Here is a 21,590-nt window from a genome sequence, read left to right as displayed (position 1 = left end):
CCCGCCGGCCGCGCCTGGGCGCGCACATCCCCCTCAGTTGTGGGAAGTCGCTGGTATGCGGCGTGCGGCGCAGCCCACGCCCGTCCAGGCCCCTATGATGGTGTGACTTGAGGAATGGGGCCGCGCGCCCCCGAACGGGCGAAGGGTGTCCCGCATGACTGACAACGAAAACGACCAGAGGTTCTTTGCGACCTGTCCCATGGGCTTCGAGCAGCTGCTCGCAGGCGAGCTCGCCTCGCTTGGCATCGAGCGCCTGCGACCCCTCAAGGGGCGCGTCAGCTTCGAGGGGCCGCTCGAGGCCGCCCTTCGCGCCTGCCTCTGGTCTCGCCTCGCCTCGCGCGTGATCTGCGTGCTCGGCCGCGTCGACGCCACGAGCGCCGATGCCCTCTACGAGGGCCTCTCCCAGATCGCGTGGGAGGACCACGTGCGAGTCGGCGCCACGATCGCCGTCGACGCGCACGGCACCAACGCAGAGCTCCGCAACACGCAGTTCGTCGCCCTGCGCACCAAGGACGCCGTCGTCGACCGCCTCATGGCGCGCCGCGGCTCGCGACCCGTCGTGAACGTGGCCGCCCCCGACCTCACCATCTCCGTGCGCGTCGCGCGCGACCACGCCACCGTGGGCATCGACCTCTCCGGCGAGCCCCTCTTCAGGCGCGGCTACGAGTCCTCGCGCGGCTCGCGCTCCCCCATCGCCCCCGTGCGCCCCGACTACGCCGCGGCCCTGCTCGCCGCCGGCGGCTGGTACCGGTGCCTGCGCCACGACGACGCGGCCTGCGCCGTCGCCTTCCCGGGCGCCGGCACGGTCCTCGTCGAGGCCGCCGCGCAGGCCCTCGACGTCGCGCCCGGCCTCCTGAGGGCCCGCTGGGGCTTCCAGGGCTGGTCCGGCGCAGACGACGGCGCCTGGCAGCGCGAGCTCGAGGCGGCCCGCGACCGCAGGGACACCGCCTGCGGCCGCACCCCGTCCCTTCTCGCCTGCGAGACCCGCGCCGGCGCCGAGGCCGCGGCACGTGCGGCCCTTCGCGGCGCCGGCCTCGACGTCGACGTCACCTTCGACTCCCCCGCCGCGTGCGGGAGCGCGCTCGCCAGCCGCGCGGGCGCCCTCGCCGTGGCCGACCTCAGCTGGATCGCCGAGGACGACATCGCGAGCGAGGCCTCTGCCCTCTCCGAGCTGCGCGCCCTCGGCCGCAGCCTCGCGGACGCCGCCCCCGCCTCCGCAGCGTCCGCGGACGAGAAGGGCGGCGCCGCCCTCGTGGCCCTCTCCCACAGCGCGGCCGCAGACGCCGCCCTCGGCGGGAAGCCGAACGCCACCCTCGACGTCATGGTCGGCAGGAGCCCAGCCACGATCCGCGCGTACGACACGTCCGAGCTCGAGGTCTCCGCGCACGAGGCCACCGTCGTCGACCGCAACGGCCGCCAGGTGGGCGTACCCGTCTTCCTCCCCACGAGCGAGCAGTTCGCGCGCCGCCTCGCCAAGGTCTGGCGCCAGCGGCGCAAGTGGGCGCAGCGCGAGGACGTGACGTGCTTCCGCATCTACGACGCCGACCTCCCCGACTACGCCGTCTCAATCGACCTCTTCCAGGAATCCGAGCTCGCCGGCGGCGCCAGCGCCCGCGGCCGCTGGCTGCAGATCTACGAGTACGCCGCCCCGCGCGAGATCGACGCCGCCCTCGCCCGCGAGCGCCTGCTCGACGTGCTCGCCATCGCCCCGCGCGTCCTCGACGTCAAGCCCGAGGACACCTTCGTCAAGGTGCGCACCCGCTCGCGCGGCGGCTCCCAGTACGCCGACGAGGCCGAGCGCGGAGCCCGTGGACAGCGTGGCCGAGAAGAGCGCGGCGCCCGTGGCCGCGACGGGCGCGGGTCGAGGGGCGCCCGTGGTGGCCAGCCCGCGCTTCCCGCCGGCGCCCACCTCGTCGACGAGGGCGGCCTCACCTTCGAGGTCAACTTCTCCCGCCGCCTCGACTGCGGCATCTTCCTCGACCACCGCGACGCCCGCTCCCTGGTCCGCGAGATGATGAAGCAGACGCAGGGCTCCAAGCGCTTCCTCAATCTCTTCTCGTACACGGGAACCGCGACCTGCTACGCGGCGGACGGCGGCGCCAAGCACACGACCACGGTCGACCTGAGCCGTCCCTCGCTCGAGTGGGCGCAGCGCAACATGGAGCGCAACGGATTCGCCAACCGCGGGCGCGAGCGGCCGCACGAGTACGTGCAGGCCGACGTCGTCTCGTGGGTGAGCGAGCAGCGCCACACGAAAAACCGCTGGGACCTCATCTTCTGCGACGTGCCCACGTTCTCCAACTCGAGCCGCATGCGCAAGGGGTCCTGGGACGTCCAGCGCGACCACGCAGAGCTCATCATCGGCATATCCCGCCTGCTCACGCGTGGTGGAAGCGCGATCTTCTCGTGCAACCTGCGCACGTTCAGGCCGGACACCGAGACGCTTGCCAAGGCGGGCGTCGAGCTCGAGGACGTCACCGCGCAGACCATCGGGGAGGACTTCTCGCGCAACGCGAAGATCCACCACGCCTATATCGTCCGTCGCGTGCGGTAAAGTGATGCAGATGCGAGGCCGTGCCCCACATCACGGATTAGCCAGGTTCACGTTTTTGGCACGCAATTGTGTGCTCGGCGAACGACGCTTGCACGGGGCCGCGCGAGTGGTATCTTATGCGGGTTTGAATTTCGCCAGTACGCTGGCGCCATAGAGGTGCAATTCGACCAGGAGGTCAATATGTCAGCGGCAGCAGCCGACAGGCGCGCACACAAGGGAGCGATTCCCTTCTCAATGGGCATGGTCCTCGTGACCCTGGGCGTGGTCTACGGTGACATCGGCACGAGCCCGATGTACACCCTCAGGGCCATCATGACCGGCAACGGCGGCCTTCCCACCATGAGCTCCGACGTCGTGCTCGGCGCGCTCTCGCTCATCATCTGGACGATCACCCTCATCACCACGGTCAAGTACGTGCTCATCGCAATGAGGGCCGACAACCACCACGAGGGCGGCATCTTCGCCCTGTACAGCCTCGTCAAGCACTGTGGGGCCTGGCTCCTGTTCCCCGCCATGATCGGAGGGGCGGCTCTTCTCGCCGACGGCATCCTCACGCCGGCCGTCACCGTCACGACGGCCATCGAGGGCCTGCGCACGATCCCGGCGCTCTACGCGATCATGGGCGACAACCAGGCGATCGTCATCGTCATCACCGTCGCGATCATCAGCGCGCTGTTCCTCGTCCAGCGCGCGGGCACGTCCATGATCGGCAAGGCGTTCGGCCCGATCATGACCGTCTGGTTCCTGTTCCTGGGCATCAGCGGCGCCGTCAACATCTTCGGCGGCGCGGGCCTCGAGGTCCTGCGCGCGCTCAACCCCGTGCGCGGCATCACGTTCCTGTTCTCCGACATCAACGCCGCCGGCCTCATGGTGCTCGGCAACGTCTTCCTCTGCACCACGGGCGCCGAGGCACTCTACTCGGACATGGGCCACGTCGGCAAGGCGAACATCCACGCCAGCTGGCCGTTCGTGAAGGCGTGCCTCATCCTCAACTACCTCGGCCAGGGCTCCTGGATCCTGGCGCACGCCGGCAGCCCCACGCTGGCGGCCATGGACGACCTCAACCCGTTCTTCCAGATGGTGCCCGCCCACCTCAGGGTGTTCGCGGTCATCCTCTCCACCCTGGCGGCGATCATCGCGTCCCAGGCACTCATCACGGGCTCGTTCTCGCTCGTCTCGGAGGCCACGAGCCTCGACCTCATGCCGCACCTGCAGGTGCGCTACCCCTCCGACACCAAGGGCCAGCTTTACATCCCCATGGTCAACCACATCATGTGGGTCGGCTGCGTGCTGGTGGTCCTGCTCTTCCAGACGTCGAGCCACATGGAGGCGGCATACGGACTGGCAATCACCGTCACGATGCTGATGACGACGCTCTTGCTCACGACCTACATCGCCAAGATCATGCACGCGCCGGTGGCGGCCGTGCCCTTCGCGATCGCGTTTTTGGCGCTCGAGTCGACGTTCTTCTTCTCGAGCCTCACGAAGTTCATGCACGGCGGCTACTTCACCGTGGCGCTCGCCGCCGCGATCTTCGCCATCATGTACGTGTGGAGGCGCGGCACGGCGATCGAGCACACCCAGTCGGTCTTCCTGGACGCTAAGAGCTATATCGACCAGCTCTCGCGCCTGCGTGACGACGAGCGCTACCCGCTTCTGGCCGACAACCTCGTCTTCCTCACGAACGACTCCTCGTTCGACAAGCTCGACCGCGACATCCTCTACTCGATCCTGGACAAGGGCCCCAAGCGTGCCCGCGCCTACTGGTTCGTGAACGTCAAGGTCACCGACGAGCCGGCCGCGCACGCGTTCACGGTCAACGACTTCGGCACCGACTTCATCTTCAAGGTGCAGCTCAGGCTCGGCTTCCGCGTGAACCAGCGCGTCAACCAGTACCTCTACCAGGTCGTCGGCAGCCTCGTCGAGCAGGGCCGCCTCGCCGCGCAGCCGCGCAACTACTCGATCTACCGCGAGAAGGGCGCCGTCGGCAACTTCCGCTTCTGCCTCATCCACAAGATCGTGACGCCCGAGACCGACGTGAACGCCTCCGACGCCCGCGTCCTGAGCGCCAAGTACGTCATCCGTCGCCTCTGCGGCTCGCCCGCCCAGTGGTACGGCCTCGAGAACTCGACGATCATCTACGAGAACGTGCCCCTGTTCGCCAAGACCCGCCGCGAGCACCGACTCGACTACATCGAGCTGCGCGACCGCACCTCCGCCAAGGCCGCGGCCGTCATCGCGGACGAGAAGCGCGCCCAGGAGTCGACCGCCGCGGTCGAGGACGTCTTCAGCGCACGCATGGCGTCGGCCCGCGAGGCGACCAAGGACACGATCGAGAAGCTCGTCATCGGCGGCGACACGGCGACCTTCCGCCCACTGACCATCGAGGACGGCGTGGTCGTCGAGGACGAGGACGCCTCCGACTCGACGGACGCAAGCGCAGGCGAGAAGAGCGAGCCTGATTCCAGCAAGGCCGATGCGGGCACCCAGGAGGGTGACGGGCAGTAGGCCACGCTCCTCTCCCCCACGCCAGGCACGAACATGCGAGACCGCTCCGCCACACGGCGGGGCGGTCTCCTTTTGACGGGCCGAGGGAGGCCGTGCGGGCGCGGGCCGAGGGTGATCTGCGCCTAGAGCAGCGGCGCGAGGTGGCGCGCGACGCCCGCGTGGTCGCAGTCGTGGGCGCTCACGCAGGTCGCGGCGGCCTTGACGTCGGGCGAGGCGTTGGCCATCGCGACGAAGGTGCCGACGGCGGGCGCCATCGAGAGGTCGTTGGGCGAGTCGCCGAAGGCGATGGCGTCGGCGGGCGCGACGCCGAGGTGGGAGCAGAGCCAGCGCGCGGCGGAGCCCTTGGAGGTCGCAAGGTCCATCACCTCGACGTTGGTGGGGCCCGAGCTCGTGCAGTGGAGGGTGTCGTCGGCCGCGGCGGCGGCGAGCGCGGCGGCACCGGTGGCGTCGTCGGCCCAGATCATGGTGACGCGCTCGACGTCGGGGAGGCTCTCGAGGAGCGTGGGCACGTCAACGTCGAGCGGCGTGCGGAGGCTCATGATCGTGCGCAGGTCGTGCGGCTCGATCGGGAAGGTCGAGAGCAGCTCGAGGCGGCGGCGCTCGCTATAGACGCGGCCGTCCCAGAGGACGTCGAAGGTCACGGGCAGGTCGCGCACGCGCTCGTAGAGCTCGCGGGTGCGACGGACGCCCATCGACGAGAGGTGCAGGCGCATGGCCGGGCGCTCGTCGGCGGATGCGGTGTCGGGTGCGGTGGCGGGTGCGTCGTGGAGGCCCATGACCACGGCACCGTCGGAGCCTATGGCATAGCGCGTCGCCGGGTGGGCGAGCACCTCGGCCGGCAGCCCCCTCCAGATCCGGCCGGAGCAGGGCACGAAGGGCACGCTCTTCTCGGCCAGGCGGTCGAGGAGGGCGAGGTTCTCGCCCAGGACGCGCTTGTCGCGCGTGAGGAAGGTGCCGTCCATGTCGCAGAAGACGACGCGGATGGGCATGGCTAGGCCTTGCGCTCGGCGATGGGGACGTAGGTGCGGTCGGAGAAGACGGAGTTGTACGCCGGGCGGATGATGCGCGCGGGGCCGTAGATCTCCTCCATGCGGTGGGCGGCCCAGCCGGCCATGCGCGCGATCGCGAAGATCGGAGTGAAGAGGTCGTCGGGGATGCCGAGCATGCGGTAGACGATGCCGGTATAGAGGTCGATGTTGGCGCAGAGCGGCTTGGTGATGCCGCGAACGTCCCGCATGACCTCGGGGGCGAGGCGCTCGATCTTCTCGGCGAGCTCGAACTGGGCGGCGAGCTCGGGGCCCTTGCGCGCGGCCATGGTGCGGGCGTAGCCCTTGACGACCTGGGCGCGCGGGTCGCTCTTGGTGTAGACGGCGTGGCCGATGCCGTAGATGAGGCCGCGGCCGTCGAAGGCGTCGCCGGCGAGGACGCGGGCGAGGTAGTCGGCGACCTGGTCGTCGGAGGAGGGGTCGGCGATGTGCGCGAGGGCGTCCTCCACCATGAGGCCGGCCTTGGCGTTGGCGCCGCCGTGGCGCGGGCCCTTGAGCGAGCCGAGGGCCGAGGCGTAGGCGGAGTAGGCGTCGGTGGCCGAGCTGCTCAGGACCCTGCAGGTGAAGGTCGAGTTGTTGCCGCCGCCGTGCTCGGCGTGGAGCATGAGCATGACGTCGAGGAGCATGGCCTCCTCGCGGCTGAAGCCCTCGGGGCCGCGCAGCACGTCGAGGACGGTCTCGGCCATGGAGAAGTCCTCGCGCGCGGGCGGGATGACGAGGCGCTCGCCACTCTCGTGCGCGACGTAGGCCTGGTGGGCGATGCTGGCGACGCGCGGCCAGCGAGCGAGCAGCGACAGGGCGACGTCGACCTCGTGGACGGGGTCGGTGTCGTCGGCTGACTCGTCGAAGGCGTAGAGGAGCAGGGTCGCGCGCTGCAGGACGTTCATGATCGAGTGGCTGTAGGTGGCGCGCGGGAAGATGCTGATGTAGCCCTCGGGCAGCTGGCGGCGACTGCCGATGCGCGCGGAGAAGTCCGCGAGCTGGTCGGTGGTGGGAAGCGAGCCGGTCAGCAGCAGGTAGGCGACCTCCTCGTAGCCGAAGCGGCCCTCGCGCTGGGAGGCCTCGACCAGGTCGCCGACGTGGTAGCCGCGATAGCGCAGGTCGCCCTCGTCGGGCTCGACGCGGCCGTCGACGCGGCGGTAGCCGTGGACGTCCGAGATCGTGGTGAGGCCGACCAGGACGCCCGAGCCGTCGGCGTTGCGCAGGCCGCGCTTGACGTCGTACGTGGCGTAGAGCTCCGGGTCGACGTCGTCGACGGTGCGGCCGCCCTCGTAGAGGAGGCGCGCGGCGTCGCCGATGCCCATGCCCTCTGACGGCATGGGATACTCGTCCGCGATGTGGACGAGGGCGGAGGTCTGCTGCCTGGTGAGAAAACGCCTCCTCGGCGTGAGGGGGCGGGAGTCCTGAGCCATCGATCACTCCTCTCTCGAACGCCCGGTGCGCGGCCGCGCGGCGCGAGGCCGCGACGGCTAGAGCCGGTACATGAAGTTGAAGACTTCCTCGCGCTGCATGGTGATCTGCACGCCGAGCCTGCCGGAGAGCTCCTGCAGCTTGTCCTGGAGCTGCGCGAACTCCACGTCGGAGCCGGACAGGTCAACCAGCATGGTCATGGTGAAGATGCCCTGGAGGATGGTCTGCGAGATGTCCAGGATGTTGGCGTCGTGCTCGGCAAGGGTGCCGGCGACCTCGGCGACGATGCCGGAACGGTCGCTACCGAGCACGGTGATGATGGCGCGCGACTTGGACTCTTCGTTAGCTGTGGCCATGGTTCTCCCAACGTTCGTCGATACTTTCGCCATTGTACCCAACGCGGTGTCGCCGCCCCCGCACCTTGCTATAGTGAACCAGTATCGAAACGTTGACACCGCCGGAGCGCGGCACAAGGCCTTGGAGGCATCATGAACGACTTCGCGTGGACCTCTCCCACCCAGTTCGTCTTTGGCAGGGACGCCGAGGAGAAGATCGGTCCCTGGGCAGCCTCCGCGGGCGCGAGGCGGGCTCTTCTCGTCTTCGGACAGGGCCACGTCGTGAGGTCGGGCCTGCTGGCACGCGTCAAGGCGTCGCTCGAGGGCGCCGGCGTCACCTGCATCGAGCACGGCGGCGTGCGTCCCAACCCCGAGATCGCCCTCGTCCGTGACGGCGTCGCGGCCGCGCGCGAGGCCGAGGTCGACCTCATCGTGCCCATCGGTGGCGGATCGGCGATCGACACGGCCAAGGCGATCGCCTGCGGCGCCGTCTACGACGGTGACGCCTGGGACTTCTTCCGTCGTCCGAACCCCGTCCAGCCCACCGACGCCCTGCCCATCGCCGCGGTCCTCACGATCCCGGCCGCCGGCAGCGAGGCGTCCAACTCCTGCGTCATCCAGAACGACGCGGAGCACGCCAAGCGCGGCATGAACGCCGACCTCTTCAGGCCCCGCGCCGCGTTCATGAACCCCGAGCTCACGATGACGCTGCCGGCGTGGCAGACGTTCTCCGGCGTGACCGACATGTGCGCCCACATCTTCGAGCGGTTCTTCTCGTCGACCGGCTCCGTCGCGATGACCGACAACCTCGCGCTCGCCGCGCTGCGCACGATCCGCACCGAGGCGCTGCACCTCGTGCGCGACCCCGACGACTACGATGCCCGCGCGACCATCATGTGGGCGTCGACGCTTGCCCACAACGGCCTCTTCGGCGTGGGTCGCGACGAGGACTGGGCCTCGCACGGCCTCGAGCACGAGCTGTCCGCCGCGCACCCCGAGATCACGCACGGCGCCGGGCTTGCCGTCATGTTCCCCGCGTGGATGCGCCACGTCTGCCACGTCAACCCCGCGCGCTTCGTGCTGCTCGGCCGCGAGGTCTTCGGCCTGGTGCCCACCGGCGACGACCTCGCCGACGCGATGAGCGCCATCGACTGCGTGCAGGTGTTCTTCTGCTCGCTCGGCATGCCGCGCACGCTCGACGAGTTCAACATGACGAAGGACGAGGTCGACGGCCTGGTCGAGTCGATCAAGCTCAGCAAGGGAGAGCGCTTCGGCAGCTTCATGCAGCTGACCCCCGAGGACGTCCGCAAGATCTACCTGAGCGCGTTCAAGGACTAGCGAACCGGCGCCCCCTCGGGGGCGCGACCACAATCAGCCGATGCCAAGAAAACGGCCTCGGGGGCGCGAGTCGCCCTCGAGGCCGTCTGACGTCACGCGATGCGGCGGCTCCGCTACTGCGCCTTCGCGTAGTCGTCGGCGCGCTCGAACATGCCGAGCACCTCGTCCTCGGTGAGGTCGAGCGCGACGGAGAGCTCCTGCAGCGAGCGCTCTGACGCCTGCTTGAGCAGGCGCTGGTAGACCACGGGCGGCTTCTTGTTCGCCGCCTGCGCCTCGGCGATGCGACGGCGGAACGTCTTCACGACGCGCACGGCGTCACCGCAGGTGCCGAAGCGCAGCTCGTGCTTGAAGTGCTCCTCCTCGAGCGCGACGCTGCCGCCGTCGGTCTCCTCGACGTCCATGTCGCCGTAACCGTCGATCAGCCCCTGCGCCTGCTCGCGCGAGACGACGGGGCGCAGCCTCGACTCGCTCTCGACCGGGAAGCTGATGCGCATGCCATGGGAGTCGCTCAGCGGGTGCAGCATGTAGACGGACATGTCGCTCTCGACGACGCCCTCCACCCTGCAGACTCCCTGGCCGGGATGGACGATATACTCCCCTACCTGATACATGCGCACCTGCTTTCTCCTGCGGTTTTCCTAAAAGTCATGCTAGCACACGCGTTTGAGCCGCCCTGCAAATCTGCACATCTTGGGACGTGTCAACGCAGGCGAGAAGAGCTCGGCCGCCACGGCAGGAGCCGCGACGGCCGAGGACGACCAGCCTATGTCGCGACGCGAGCGTCCGCTACGCCGTGGGCTCCGGGCAGCAGGAGACGACCCAGGACACGAAGTTCGCCTGCGGGTCGCCCTCGCGCTCGGCGAGCTCGAAGCCCTTGCCCCAGACCTCGGTGAAGTCGACCTTCTGGACGCCGTCGAAGTGCGAGAGGGCGAGCGCGAGGTTGGCCTCGCAGGTCATCGAGACGTTGGTCTGGAAGAGACCCGCGTTGATGCGCCAGTTGGGCGCGACCGAGGCGGCACCGTAGCCCGCATAGTGGCCACTCAGGTGGTAGAGCGGGTTCATCGCGTTAACACGCTGGGCCATGTCGGCGTCCTGAGCGTCCTTCAAGACGACGTCGCCGGACCAGTCGGCGAGGTAGCTCTCCTGCCAGCCGGCAGCCTTGGCATACGCGTCATGGTTCTTGGAGACCAGCGACGCGATCGTGCCGTCGAAGTGCAGGGTCGACTTGTCGGCGATGCCGAAGAGCTGGTTGGCGACCGTGGAGCGGTCGGCGGCGTCGAACGCGCCGACGGAGCGATCAGGCCTGCGGCAGTGCGTGACGAAGTCCCAGAGTCCTGCCACGCGCGTCGTGTTTCGCGTGGAGCTGTGCGTGATCCAGCGGTAGTCGGAGTTGAGCGCCGCGATGTAGCTCGCGGGCGTGTCGTAGACCGTTGCCTCGACCGTAGAGACGCCCACCTGCGCGGCGGAGGGGTCGGCACCGGCGACCGCGGCATCCGTCGCGGCGTTCGCGCCGGCGGTCGCCACGGCGGCGTCCTGGGCGGTGCCCGCCATGAGGTCGACCTCGGCGGCGGCACCGGCCACGAGGTTGGGGTCGCCGGGGAAGGCCGGGTCGAGCACGCGCGAGGGCGTCTCGGTGTAGGGGAACTCGGTGCGCGAGAAGAAGTCGTTCGCGGCCGACTCGATCAGGTCGACCATGTGCTCGTAGTAGGAGCCCTCGAGGTACATGCCGTCATCGACTGACTCGAGCGTGAGGTGGGTGTCATTCTCGTCGCGCAGGTCCATCTGGTTGATGTAGTCGCCGTAGGACGCGGCGAGGTCGCGCGAGAGGGCCTGCGTCCAGGTGCCGTCGGCGCGGGCGCCGTCGTTTGCGAACTGGCCCATCATCCACTCGTAGGAGCTGTCGGCCACGTCGAACGAGGTGATGGGACACCACGACGCCGAGCCGAAGATGCGGTCGGAGATCGTCGCGCCCTTGCCGTCGTGAGTCGCCGCGCCGATGGACTCGAGGTACTTGGTGAACAGCGCCGAGTCGCCCGAGGCGCCGAGCACCGTCGAGACCCCGCCGCCGTAGCCATAGCCGAACGAGAAGATCCTCTCGGCGTTGCAGGGAAGCGCCTCGGCGTTGTAGCGCAGGTACCTGATGGCCGCCTTGAGGTCGACGACGGGCCAGGGGGCGCCTCCGGGGTACATCTCGGTGGAGCCGCTCACATAACCGCCCGACCTGCCGCGGAATCCCGCGTAGACGTAGATGAGGCCCTGCGAGAGGTAAGTGCCCAGGCCCTCGTAGGAGTAGGCCGCGGGGCAGGCGCGCGCGGCGAGGTTGGCGGAGTTGATCGGCATCACGATCGGCGCCGTCTTGGGCGTGAAGGAGCCCACGCGCGCGTCGGCCTTGGGCGTGCAGGTGAAGGTGTCGCCGTTGGGCTTCGCGTCGAAGTACGCGCCGGGGACGAAGATCGCCAGCGACTCGTAGCTGTCGTTGGCGGGCTTGAGGCAGTACTTCACGCCGAGCTGGTAGTAGCAGTCGTGCTCGGAGTCGTACTTCCAGGCGCCCTGGTTGAGCTCGAGTCCCTTGAACTCGTTGAGGTCGACCTGGGGCTCGCTCGGCTGGTCGTTCGCGGGCTGCGCCGGCTGGGCGCCCGCGCAGGCGGCAAGCCCCATCATCGAGGCCACGCCCGTCAGTGCGAGGAAGTTTCTCCTGGTGTAGTTCATCGTTCCTCCTAAGGCGGAAGCCGACTCCGCCGTCGTCCAACTCATCGAGCCTGGCGCGCACGAACGCCATGATGGGTGCTATTGTACGGCTTGACGCAACGGCCAACGCCACGGGGAGGCCCAGTGACGGCGAACACCAGCAAATCGACGGAAGGCGCGCACGAGCCGGGCGGGTTCGGCGCGCTTCGCCGCCTGCACCTCTCGTACGCCGGCGAGGTCCAGGGCGTCGGCTTCCGCTGGGCGTCCAAGCTCACCGCCGAGCGCGTGGGCTGCACCGGCTGGGTCAGAAACGAGCCCGACGGCACGGTCACGCAGGAGCTCCAGGGCACGCCTGACCAGATAGCGACCTACTTCGGCGCCTTCTCCCGCGTGTTCGCGGCCCACCCCATCGAGTACGTGATCGCCGAGAAGAGCGACATCTCCCCCATCGAGGACGAGCGGCTGTTCACGGTCAGGTTCTAGCCCCGGCCGAGTCTAGATGCAGCACCAGTCCACGCCCTCGCCGCCCGCGGCCTCAAGCGCCTCGTTCGCGCGCGAGAAGGGCCGAGAGCCCAAAAACGCCGGCAGATCCGCCGTGGCGCGACGCGCCGACAGCGGCGACGGGTGCGTCGACGCGATGACGCTCACGCTTGGAAGCACGTGCGACGGGACCGACTCGATGGTCGAGAGCGCCTGCTTGCCCCAGGCGAGCACGACGGTCGGGCGCCCCTGCGCGAGCGCGCACTCGAGGACCGCCGAGGTGACCTGCTGCCAGCCGAGGCGGGCGTGGCCGTTCGCCTGGTGCGGCGGGACCGTGAGGACGGTGTTGAGCAGGAGCACCCCCTGGCGAGCCCACGGCGTGAGGTCGCTCGAGGAGGCTACGTGGCCGAGGTCGGCCTCGAGCTCCTTCAGGATGTTGCGCAGCGACGGCGGGACGCGCACCCCCTCGCGCACCGAGAACGAGAGGCCCATGGCCTGACCCGGCTCGTGGTAGGGGTCCTGCCCCGTGACGATCACGCGGACCGCGTCGGGCGCGGTCTGCCGAAGCGCGTTGTAGACGTCCGCGCGCGGCGGGAAGAACTCCGCCTCGCCCGAGAGCTCGGGCAGGTTCTCCATGCGCCTCATCTGCTCCACGGTCTCGCGCGGAAGCACGTCGAGCCACGAGGCAAGGTGATCCTCGTGTCCAAGGTCGTCTCTCGGCGAGAGCATCAGGCTCCTCTCGGCCATCTAGGCCACCCCGTACCAGGCGACGCCCTCGTCGCGCCAGCCGAGGCTCACGAGGCAGTCACGCTCGTGGGCGCTTGTCGTGTAGTTGTGCGTGCCACACCAGGCATAGGGGTTGAACTGGCGCCAGAGCGGCACGGTCTGGGCGTCGTCGGAGTACCAGCCGACGCCCTCGTCGTTCCAGCCGACGCTCACGAGGCAGTCGCGCTCGTAGGCGCTCGTCGTGTAGTGATGGTCGCCGGCATAGGGATTGTACAGGCGGAAGACCGGCGTCTGGGAGGTCTCGGGCGCGACCCAGCCGACGCCCTCGTACCACCAGCCGACCTCGTTGATGCACTGGGCCTCGTGGCTGCTCGCGGTGTAGAAGTGCTCGCCGCTGAAGGGGTTGTACATGCGGTACATGCTGCCGGGCGCAACGTCCTCGGGGATGTCGACGACGTGACGGACGGGGCCAACGCCGAAGTCGAAGTCGATGTCGACGTTGCCGTTGATGCCGTTGACGTGCCCGCTCGAGGTCGCCTGCCAGAGCTGGTAGCTTCCGCCGTAGGTCGGCAGGAACTTGCCGTACTCGGGGTGCGCCCACTCGGCCAGCCAGTAGGTCCACTGGTCGAAGCAGGGGTCGGTCAGGAAGTTGCGACGCCAGTTGAGGTTCGAGTAGACGCCCGGGGTGTAGCCGGCCTCGTAGATGCGGTTGCAGAATGCGGTCGCCATCTGGCCGAGCATCCAGGCATTGTCGGAGGAGGCCATGTCGGCGTCCTCCAAGTCGAGGTAGACGGGGTAGCTCAGGCGCCTGCCACCGAGCTCTGCGACGACGGCGTTTGCCTCGTCGAGCACCTCCTTGACGTTGTGGGCCTCGCTGTAGCAGTAGACGCCATAGGGGATGCCAAGCGCGTCGCAGGCGTCGGCGTTCTGGCGCCACTTCGTGTCGACGTGCACGCCGCTGTTCTTGCCGGCGCCCTCGTCCCAGTGGTAGATGCGGATGATCGCGAACGACACGTCGTCGGCCTTGACGGCGTTCCAGTCGATGTCGCCCTGGTAGTAGCTGACGTCGACGCCACGCGCCCAGGCGCCGTAGATGGGCGTGGACCCGTCCGCGCTCACGTAGTGGGAGCCGTCCCAGGAGAACGGCGCGGCGGCATGGGCCGCGAGCGGGAAGCACAATGCGCCGACGAGAAGAGCGGCGACTACGAATAGGGCCGAGGCAAACCTGGAGTGCGTCATGGCAAATCCCCTCTCGGGTGGCATCTCTCGACATTTGCCAATGTATATGAAAAAAGCCAGGGGCACAAACCCCTGGCTTCTTCATGTATGGTGGCGGGGAAGGGAATCGAACCCCTGACACGGGGATTTTCAGTCCCCTGCTCTACCAACTGAGCTACCCAGCCGAAGTGCCTGCGAAAGCAAGCCTATTCAATATAGCAGAGTTTTACCGCGCGTCAACGACGTTCTGAAAATAGGGAAGATTTCTTGAAAAAGGCAGGTCACATGCCCTGTTTGACATGCGACCCGCCTGATTTGGTGCCCATGCGCGGCAATTAGAAGGCGCCACCGCCGCCTCCGCCGCCGAAGCCGCCGCCACCGCCGCCGGAGAACCCGCCGCCGCCACCGCCGCCGGAGCTCGACGACGAGGAGGAGAGGGCCGCGGTCGAGACCTTATGGGCCTCGGACATGGAGTTGCGGAACGCGTCGGCAGGCGCGCCGAGGCGGCCGCCGTAGTAGTACCAGCCGTAGACGGGCATCATCATCGGGTCGTCGAGCACCTGCGGCGCCACGACCTTGAGCTGCTTGATGACCTCGTCGGCGACGCCAAGGCTGACGGCCATGACGAGCAGCCTGTTCCAGAGGATGACGTCGGTGGGCACGGCCTCCTCGAGGCGCGTGAAGTCCTGCAGCCAGCGGCGCAGGGCCTCAAGCTGGGCCCTGACCTCGATCGCCTCGCGCGAGAGGTCGCGAGCCGAGCCGGCGACGACGAACATCAGGACGGCCGCGCCGACCAGGAGCGCGCCGCACGCGATCGCGATCAGGGGCTGGAGGATCTCCATCACCAGTAAGAAGACCATGAGACCGGCGCCGAGGAAGTCGAGGGCGCCGAAGGCGATGAGGCCGCCGGTTCCCAGCGGGTTCTCGTCGTTGAAGAAGCCGCGCTCGGTAGCGAGGTCGCTGACGGACTCCGTCCAGCCGGAGTAGGCGCGCTCGTAGGCGCTCGGGTGCTTCTTAGCAATCTTCTTGAGGTCCGAGAAGAACAGCACGCCGTCGGCCTTCCCCTCCGCCTCGGTGCGGTCGCTCTTGCGCGCGAGGTCGCGGAAGAGCATGTCGAGGGTGTCCTCGTCAAGCCTGCGGGTGATGTCGTTCGCGCGCGAGTCGCGGTAGTTGTCCGTCCGCGTGACGCGGTACTCCTCCGCGCTCTTCTCCTTGCCCATGAAGCCCTTGGAGGTCTCCTTCACGAGGTCGAGCTTCATCGCGCCGATGTCGGTGAGTCGCATGAGCGAGGCGGTCATGTCCTCGGTCGTCGGCTCGCCGTTGTGATAGAGGGCGCCGAGGATGGCCGGGTGGTCGTTCGTCGGCACGTCACGGAAGTACTTGTCGTCGAACTGGGGCTTATGGCTCTGCTTGTACTTGCGGCGGCGCGTCGCCGCGAAGATGGCGGAGACGACGGCGAGAAGGACGCCCGCGCCGCCGATGCCGTAGTTCAGCATGCGGGCGGCGTCGCGCTTCGCGTTGGCCTCGTCGGCCCACTTCTGCTCCTCGCCGAGGATGGTGTCGAGGTGGTTCTGCGCCACGGGGGTCGCGTCGGAGAGCCACTCCGACGGGAAGGCGATCCTGGCCTCGGCGAACTCCTCCGTGCCCACGCCGGGCACGTTGTACTTGACGCCGTACTCCATGAAGCCGACGTTCGCGTCAAGCGGGCCGTGGCCCCACGCACGCACGTTCTCCCCCGCCTTGACCGAGGCGCCGGCGGGCACGGGAAGGTGGACCAGGCAGGTGACCTTCTTCGACTCGACGTCCCAGCCGTCGGAGACGAACTTCCAGTAGAGCTCGCTGGTGTCCTGGTAGCGCGTGGCGAGGCCGGCGTCGGTGTAGTTGATGGCGAAGCGGGCACGCTCGTCGGTGTGGCGCGAATAGATCTTCACCTGGACGTAGTTGCCGTGGTTCGTCACCTCGAAGGTGCCGTCAGCGCCCGAGCTCGACTGCTCGAAGGGCTGGAACTGGCCATTGGTGACGATGCCGACCTCGCCGACCACGGGCACGATGTCCTTGCCCTGGTAGGTGCCGGCGGGAATCTTCCAGTACACGCCGTTGAACGACCCGTCGAAGTCGAAGAGTCGCTGCTCGGAGATCGCGACCGAGCCGTCACTGGATACCGTCGCGTCGATGTCGACCTGGTCGATCGTGTACGACTTGGCGTACGCCCTCGCCCCGAGCGCGAAGGATGCGACAAGGGCAAGGGTGACTGCGAGAAGCGCGCGGAGCAACCGCGATCGCCTTGCGCCGAGAGCCTTAGACCTCATGACCTACCCCCATGGTGTCGTGGTGCCGATTAGGAAATGAATCATGGCGCAAATATACCAAATGGCACCCACTCCCACCCTATGCGGAGCACGGCCGGTTAACCCACTCGACGCACGGCAGGCGCGGCCCTACAGGATCCGCTCCGTCCCGCAGCCGTCCATGGCGCCAAGCTCCACCACGGTCAGCCGAATGCCGCAGACGCCCACCGAGTCGCCGGGGGCAAGCACCACCTGCCCGCGAATCGGTCGCCCCCGGTACATGGCCGCGTTCTTCGCCCCGAGGTCCTCAAAGAGCACGCCGTCGCTCACGCGGCTCAGCCTGAGGTGCATCCTCGAGACCGCGGGCGAGCGAAGCGTGATCGCGCACCCCGGAAGCCTGCCGACGACGACGGGTCGCCCGATCGGCACCGTCGCCTCCATCGTGCCGGACGCGACCCTCACCCCGAGCGCGTCGGGTCCCCACTCGCGATTCCCCGCATCCGCGGCCACGCTGAGGGGGCAGTCCGTCAGCGGGGCCACAAGCACCTGGGTGTCCTCCATGCCGCACTCCTCCTCGATCGGCGGCATCCCCCTGTCCCACGGCTCGTCCTCGCCCAGGCCGTCCACCTGGGCGATCTGCGGTACCTCGGGCTCGTGGTCAAAGTCGAAGAGGCACCCGTAGCATATGTTCATGTCCTCGAAGAGCTCCTCGCCGCAGCGCGGGCACACCTTCGTGCCGATGCCCGCCGCGGACCCCTTCGCCGTCGTTCCTACCCCTCGCATGTCGCGTCTCCCTTCTCGCAGCCTTCCATCACCAACGACTCGCCCACCTCCGGCCACGGCGCCTCCGAGACCGGCCGCTCGAGGGCGACGCGCGCCCCATCGGCCGACGCCACGCAGCAGGCGCCGAGCCCCCTGGCCGAGAAGAGCACCCTTCCGCCCTCGTCGACCAGGGCCACGTCGATGGCGAACCTCATGCCAAACGTGTGAATCGAGCGGCACCTCTCTATCAGCACCGCCCTCCCCCGCTCCGGCGGACCGAGCAGACCGCATACGCGGGCGAGCCACGAGGACAGGACCTCGAAACAGCCGTAGCGCCCCGGTTCCGGGGCAGTGCCGACGCGCACCATCTCGCTCATGCGACCACCCCCGCCCTGAACCTGTCCACCACGATCGTGCGCTCATGCGAGAGGAGGGCCGGGGCGGAGTAGGCAACGCCCGCGATTTGGAACGTGCCGGGCCACGGGCGGAAGCGAAGCGTGCAACGATAGGTGGTGAGCAGCGGCGAGACGGGAAACGAGAGGCCCGCGCTCGGACCCTTTGGCGCCCCCTGCTCCGCCGTGACCTCCACCTCGCACGACGCCCCGTCGAGCGCGCCCGCGATCGCGTCGCGCACCTCGCCGCAGGCGCTCGACGAGGTCTGGTCGCCGGAAGGTGCCACGCCCTGTGCGAGCGCCGCGTCGAGGGCGACGCGGTCGAACACCGCGCACTGCCCGCAGAAGCGCACGAGGTTCGCCACGACGAGGCCCACGACGACGATGACGGGGATCATCACGGCAAGCTCGACGGTCATCTGCCCGCGCGTGGCCCTCCCGCCGGCGCTCATGGTGCCACCCCCATGAGGTCGCCGACGTTGATCGTGAGCGGGATGCCCTCGCCGTCGAGACCGGGTATGGGAATCTCCGCGATCGTGACCTCGACCTCACCGAGCGACTCGCGCACCTTGTCGCGACACGCCGCGAGCACCTCGTCGGGGTCCTTCGGGAGACCCTCGACGAACTTGCGCACCTCCTGGACGCGCGATCCCCCGTAGCCGTCCATGACGTTCTGCGTGTTCGTGAGCACGGGCTTCCTCAGCCGCATGTCGGCCGGCTCGAACCCCGCGGCGCTGACGACCTCCGAGATCTTGCCGCGCAGCCACGAGGCGACCTTGCCCCCGAGGACTCCCCCGACCCCGTCGAGGAAGCTGTCGGCGGCGCCCGAGACGCTCGACGCGGCCGACCCGTAGCTCACGAGGAGGTTTCCCCAGAGGCTCGCGATGCCGTCGAGCAGGCCGCCGAGAAGAGAGCGCTCGGAAAGCGAGTCGAAGACGCTCGACAGCACGTTGTGCCCGTCGGTCGCGTCGTCGGGCGCGAGGGTCGCCGCAGAGATCGCCACGCCGGGCGGAAGCGAGCGCGCCTCCATGAACGAGCCCACAAGCTCGCCGGGCATCTCCGTCTCGGAGCCGCGCATGACGAAGGCGACGCAGCCGAGGTGCCCCGGCGGCCTGAGCTTGGGCCGGTCGACGGACAGGACCGCCATGGCCCTCTCGAACGCGGAGCCGCTCTTCTCGGCGGCCTCCTGCATGCGCTCGTCGCACTCCTGCTCCTTCTCGCGGGCCGCCTGGTAGTCGCGAGAGGCCTCGACGACGATCCGCCAGTAGTGCTCGAAGCCGTTGTCGATGTTGGTCGAGGCGTCGGCGACGTTTCCCATCGCCGCTGCGTCCATGCGGCAGGTCGCGCAGCGCGATGCGCGGCCGGCGTCGATCGCCTCGAGGGAGTCCAGGCCGGCGTCGGCCCCGGTCGCGGCGGGACACGAGCGCGAGCAGTGCAGCACGCGGCGGCCTCCCTCCGTGGTGCAGGGCCAGACGGACTCGCGGTAGAGGGACGTGCCCCTGACGCCGTCCGTGGTGTGGGGGAGCTCGGGCAGCTCGATCAGGGTCACGTCGCCCTCGATGCAGGTCGCCTCGGATATGACCTCGTGCGCATAGGGATAGAAGCGGGCGCGGGCGCACGAGCGCTGCAGCAGGTCGGGGCTGGACCCATCCTCGGTCGCGTCGAGCGAGCGCGTGAGGTAGTAGTTGGCCGCCCTCACGCGGGCGTAGTCGAAGCGCCACTCGTCGGGCGACGCGTAGTCGGGATTCGCGGCACCGTCGAGCCCGGCGAGCGAGGCGGCCCGCGACCTCATGCACATGGGGTCGTCGACGCAGTCGGCCCGCCAGGCGCGCTCGCGTGCGTCTCGGGCGCGCTCTGCCGCCTCCTCCTTCTCGGCGGACGCCTGGCGCAGCTCCTCGGCGGCCTCCTCCATCTCCTTGGGGTCGAGCTCGTCGTCGAGGCGCGAGAAGTCGGACTCCCCCTCGGGCGGGAACGGCACCGCGAGGCCGGCGTAGCCCACCCGCCCGCGGGAGTTCGCCGAGACCGTCGAGGCGGAGTTGGCCGCGATGAGCGCGGGCAGCGCCGACTCGAGTCGCTCGAGCCCCTCGGAGGCGGAGCGAGCGAAGTCGCGACGGGCGTCGAGGATCTTCCTGCCGGCGTCGATCACGGCGGGCGCGCTCGCCTGGAGCGCGGGTATCGCCGCGAGCACCATTCCCGCGCCAAAGACGATGACGCCGAGCAGACCCATGCTCAGCACGCAGGCGTCGAGCACCTGTGCCACCGTCGAGTACGCCGCGACGACGTTCGAGCCCGAGAGCGCGGCGGCGTCGGCGACAGACTGGACGTCAGCCGAGCGCGCCATCCCCCACCCCGCCGCGGCCACGCCGAACACCAGCGTGAGACTCACGAGCAGCGCGACGGCGACGGCGACGGTCGTGTAGCCTCCGTCGTGCCTCACGAACGCGGCTATGCCGAGGCGAAGCCTTGCCCCGTCTTCGCACGGCCGATCACCCCCAAACCTTCTGCCAATCAGCATACGAACCTCCCAACCACGCAGGCCTGGACCGCACGCTCACGCGCGCGGACAGGACGACGCCCGTCTCGTCGCTCTCCGCAAACGCCGAGGCAACGACCCCCATGAGGGGCAGCGGGCGCGCGTGCCCGCGCACGACCAGGGTCGCGTCGCGCTCCCCCCTCTCGATCGAGACGTCCCAGTCGTCGGCCCCTCCCACATGGAAGAGCGGAACGTCGGGCACGCCCTCGAGCCTCCTCAGGACGAACTGCCGGCAGTCCTCGAAGTCGCCGTCATAGTCGGTCGTGACCGCGCGCGCCGCCTCCGACGCCGCGGAGCGCATGACGACGAGGGTGTAGCCCATGCACGCAGGCTCGAGCAGAAGCGCGAACAGGAGCATGAGCGAGGGCAGAAGGACCGCCGCCTCGACCGTCGCCTGCCCGCGGACGCCTCCCCTAGAAGAGGAGGACGTCCTTGAGCGAGGAGACGAAGTCACCGTCGAGCACGTGCGACGCGGACTCGACGGCACGACCCGCCAGGCCGCCGTCTCGCGTCGCGGCCCAGACCGCGCCCAGGGCGAGGACGACCGAGAGGAACGCCGCGAACACGAGCGCGTACTCGGTCGTCGCCTGGCCTGACGTGAGACGGCGGCGACGCCCGGCGGCAGGGGCGCGACCGATACGGGGATGCTCATGTGCCATCACTACCTCCCACTCCCGAGGCGGCCGCCGAGGCCGCCCACTCCGAAACGCCCATGCGGGTCGTCGTGACCCGCGAGCCGGACGAGCCGTCCGCCCCGACAACGACGACGTCGACCCAGCCGGGGCCCTGCACGGTGCATGACCACGTCCCTCCCAGCAGGTCCAGGTAGCCGGCCTGCACGAGCACGCAGTCATGCGCGTCGCGATACGCGGACAGGACCGAGCGCGCCTCGTCGGCGACGGCGAGCTCGGACTGCCTCCTCCATACGCCGGCGGCGGGCACGTCCTCGCCCGGGCCCGAGTCTGCCCCGGGCGAGGACGCGCTCTTCTCGGAATCGCCCCCGCCTGCCGCGGCTGAGGAGCCTCCCGAGGGCCGATCGGCAGGAACCGTGGTCGCCGTCGGGAAGAGGCCCGACAGGGCGGGCCAGGCAACGGCCAGGGCGAGGGCGAGCAGGGCCGCGGCCGCTACAGGGAGCCGATGCCACTTGCGATCGCGTCCCATAGCTCCTGGATCCTTCCCCTAAAGCTCACGATCGCGATGATCGCGATGACGACCAGAACGCCGACGAGAATCGCGTACTCCGTGGTGCCCTGGCCGCGCCTTGCGCGCACGCGACCCGCGAGGTTGCGGGCGCACATGCGCACGCGGCTTG

The 21,590-nt window shown here is 69.1% G+C and carries 20 protein-coding genes and 1 tRNA gene; 4 read left to right on the top strand and 17 right to left on the bottom strand.

Translation table 11 applies throughout. From position 1 onward, the window contains the following. Nucleotides 1–154: 154 nt before the first annotated feature. Together rlmKL and M5D76_RS04450 are read left to right on the top strand one after the other, a co-directional pair. The gene (rlmKL, locus tag M5D76_RS04455; RefSeq protein WP_248922177.1) at nucleotides 155–2,554 is read left to right on the top strand and encodes a bifunctional 23S rRNA (guanine(2069)-N(7))-methyltransferase RlmK/23S rRNA (guanine(2445)-N(2))-methyltransferase RlmL; all 2,400 of its coding nucleotides are present in this window, start codon (nucleotides 155–157) and stop codon (nucleotides 2,552–2,554) included. 180 nt (nucleotides 2,555–2,734) lie between these two features. Continuing rightward, nucleotides 2,735–5,062 carry a KUP/HAK/KT family potassium transporter gene (locus M5D76_RS04450; RefSeq protein ID WP_248922176.1) on the top strand — a complete coding sequence of 776 codons (2,328 nt, stop codon included), beginning with the start codon at nucleotides 2,735–2,737 and terminating at the stop codon, nucleotides 5,060–5,062. A 122-nt stretch (nucleotides 5,063–5,184) separates the two neighbouring features. On the opposite strand, the gene M5D76_RS04445 is transcribed toward M5D76_RS04450, so the two are convergent. From M5D76_RS04445 to M5D76_RS04435, 3 genes are read right to left on the bottom strand one after another with little or no spacing between them, the layout of a single operon-like run. Then, nucleotides 5,185–6,051, bottom strand: a complete 867-nt coding sequence (locus tag M5D76_RS04445) for an HAD family hydrolase (RefSeq protein WP_248922175.1) — start codon at nucleotides 6,049–6,051, stop codon at nucleotides 5,185–5,187. A 2-nt stretch (nucleotides 6,052–6,053) separates the two neighbouring features. Further along, entirely contained in the window at nucleotides 6,054–7,520 is a 1,467-nt protein-coding gene (locus M5D76_RS04440) for a citrate synthase (RefSeq protein WP_248922174.1), read from the bottom strand. Nucleotides 7,521–7,577: 57 nt separating this feature from the next. After that, nucleotides 7,578–7,874 carry an ACT domain-containing protein gene (locus tag M5D76_RS04435; RefSeq protein ID WP_248922173.1) on the bottom strand — a complete coding sequence of 99 codons (297 nt, stop codon included), beginning with the start codon at nucleotides 7,872–7,874 and terminating at the stop codon, nucleotides 7,578–7,580. A 132-nt stretch (nucleotides 7,875–8,006) separates the two neighbouring features. Here M5D76_RS04435 and M5D76_RS04430 point away from each other — a divergent pair, with 132 nt between their 5' ends. After that, nucleotides 8,007–9,191, top strand: coding sequence for an iron-containing alcohol dehydrogenase (locus M5D76_RS04430; RefSeq protein ID WP_248922172.1), 1,185 nt, complete (start codon nucleotides 8,007–8,009; stop codon nucleotides 9,189–9,191). A 113-nt stretch (nucleotides 9,192–9,304) separates the two neighbouring features. Here the strand turns inward: M5D76_RS04430 and M5D76_RS04425 are convergent, their stop codons facing one another. Together M5D76_RS04425 and M5D76_RS04420 are read right to left on the bottom strand one after the other, a co-directional pair. After that, complete coding sequence (locus M5D76_RS04425) at nucleotides 9,305–9,802, bottom strand: CarD family transcriptional regulator (protein WP_248922171.1); 498 nt, start codon at nucleotides 9,800–9,802, stop codon at nucleotides 9,305–9,307. A gap of 175 nt (nucleotides 9,803–9,977) precedes the next feature. Further along, the gene (locus M5D76_RS04420; protein WP_248922170.1) at nucleotides 9,978–11,900 is read right to left on the bottom strand and encodes a subtype A tannase; all 1,923 of its coding nucleotides are present in this window, start codon (nucleotides 11,898–11,900) and stop codon (nucleotides 9,978–9,980) included. Between the two features lie 123 nt (nucleotides 11,901–12,023). Between M5D76_RS04420 and M5D76_RS04415 the strand changes: the two genes are divergently transcribed. Continuing rightward, the gene (locus M5D76_RS04415; protein ID WP_248922169.1) at nucleotides 12,024–12,362 is read left to right on the top strand and encodes an acylphosphatase; all 339 of its coding nucleotides are present in this window, start codon (nucleotides 12,024–12,026) and stop codon (nucleotides 12,360–12,362) included. 12 nt (nucleotides 12,363–12,374) lie between these two features. On the opposite strand, the gene M5D76_RS04410 is transcribed toward M5D76_RS04415, so the two are convergent. The 12 genes from M5D76_RS04410 to M5D76_RS04355 all read right to left on the bottom strand — a co-directional run bounded on the left by M5D76_RS04410 (nucleotide 12,375) and on the right by M5D76_RS04355 (nucleotide 21,576). Further along, nucleotides 12,375–13,106 carry a uracil-DNA glycosylase gene (locus tag M5D76_RS04410; protein ID WP_248922168.1) on the bottom strand — a complete coding sequence of 244 codons (732 nt, stop codon included), beginning with the start codon at nucleotides 13,104–13,106 and terminating at the stop codon, nucleotides 12,375–12,377. Next, a complete protein-coding gene (locus M5D76_RS04405; RefSeq protein ID WP_248922167.1) occupies nucleotides 13,107–14,324 on the bottom strand; it encodes a glycoside hydrolase family 25 protein in 1,218 nt (405 codons plus the stop codon). It abuts the gene before it with no gap. Nucleotides 14,325–14,412: 88 nt separating this feature from the next. Continuing rightward, nucleotides 14,413–14,488, bottom strand: a tRNA-Phe gene (locus M5D76_RS04400). 150 nt (nucleotides 14,489–14,638) lie between these two features. Further along, entirely contained in the window at nucleotides 14,639–16,612 is a 1,974-nt protein-coding gene (locus M5D76_RS04395; RefSeq protein WP_248922166.1) for a DUF2207 domain-containing protein, read from the bottom strand. Between the two features lie 129 nt (nucleotides 16,613–16,741). Next, the gene (locus M5D76_RS04390; RefSeq protein ID WP_248922165.1) at nucleotides 16,742–17,374 is read right to left on the bottom strand and encodes an FHA domain-containing protein; all 633 of its coding nucleotides are present in this window, start codon (nucleotides 17,372–17,374) and stop codon (nucleotides 16,742–16,744) included. Further along, nucleotides 17,362–17,730 (bottom strand): DUF192 domain-containing protein, encoded by a 369-nt coding sequence (locus M5D76_RS04385; RefSeq protein ID WP_248922164.1) that lies wholly within the window; start codon nucleotides 17,728–17,730, stop codon nucleotides 17,362–17,364. The genes M5D76_RS04390 and M5D76_RS04385 overlap by 13 nt, the downstream gene beginning before the upstream one ends. Next, entirely contained in the window at nucleotides 17,727–18,197 is a 471-nt protein-coding gene (locus M5D76_RS04380) for a hypothetical protein (protein WP_248922163.1), read from the bottom strand. The genes M5D76_RS04385 and M5D76_RS04380 overlap by 4 nt, the downstream gene beginning before the upstream one ends. Next, the gene (locus M5D76_RS04375) at nucleotides 18,194–20,182 is read right to left on the bottom strand and encodes a hypothetical protein (RefSeq protein ID WP_248922162.1); all 1,989 of its coding nucleotides are present in this window, start codon (nucleotides 20,180–20,182) and stop codon (nucleotides 18,194–18,196) included. The genes M5D76_RS04380 and M5D76_RS04375 overlap by 4 nt, the downstream gene beginning before the upstream one ends. Nucleotides 20,183–20,231: 49 nt before the next feature. Further along, on the bottom strand, nucleotides 20,232–20,732 hold the full coding sequence (locus M5D76_RS04370; RefSeq protein ID WP_248922161.1) for a TadE/TadG family type IV pilus assembly protein: 501 nt from the start codon (nucleotides 20,730–20,732) through the stop codon (nucleotides 20,232–20,234). Then, nucleotides 20,692–20,937: a hypothetical protein gene (locus M5D76_RS04365; RefSeq protein ID WP_248922160.1), complete on the bottom strand. Its 246-nt coding sequence runs from the start codon at nucleotides 20,935–20,937 to the stop codon at nucleotides 20,692–20,694. The genes M5D76_RS04370 and M5D76_RS04365 overlap by 41 nt, the downstream gene beginning before the upstream one ends. After that, nucleotides 20,927–21,439: a hypothetical protein gene (locus tag M5D76_RS04360; protein WP_248922159.1), complete on the bottom strand. Its 513-nt coding sequence runs from the start codon at nucleotides 21,437–21,439 to the stop codon at nucleotides 20,927–20,929. The genes M5D76_RS04365 and M5D76_RS04360 overlap by 11 nt, the downstream gene beginning before the upstream one ends. After that, nucleotides 21,403–21,576 (bottom strand): class III signal peptide-containing protein, encoded by a 174-nt coding sequence (locus M5D76_RS04355; RefSeq protein WP_248922355.1) that lies wholly within the window; start codon nucleotides 21,574–21,576, stop codon nucleotides 21,403–21,405. The genes M5D76_RS04360 and M5D76_RS04355 overlap by 37 nt, the downstream gene beginning before the upstream one ends. Nucleotides 21,577–21,590 lie beyond the last annotated feature (14 nt).

The sequence above is a fragment of the Olsenella intestinalis genome (assembly GCF_023276655.1).
GTDB classification, from domain to species: Bacteria; Actinomycetota; Coriobacteriia; order Coriobacteriales; family Atopobiaceae; genus Olsenella_J; species Olsenella_J intestinalis.
Note: the sequence above shows the minus strand (reverse complement) of the source record. Positions and strands in the feature narration are given on the sequence as shown.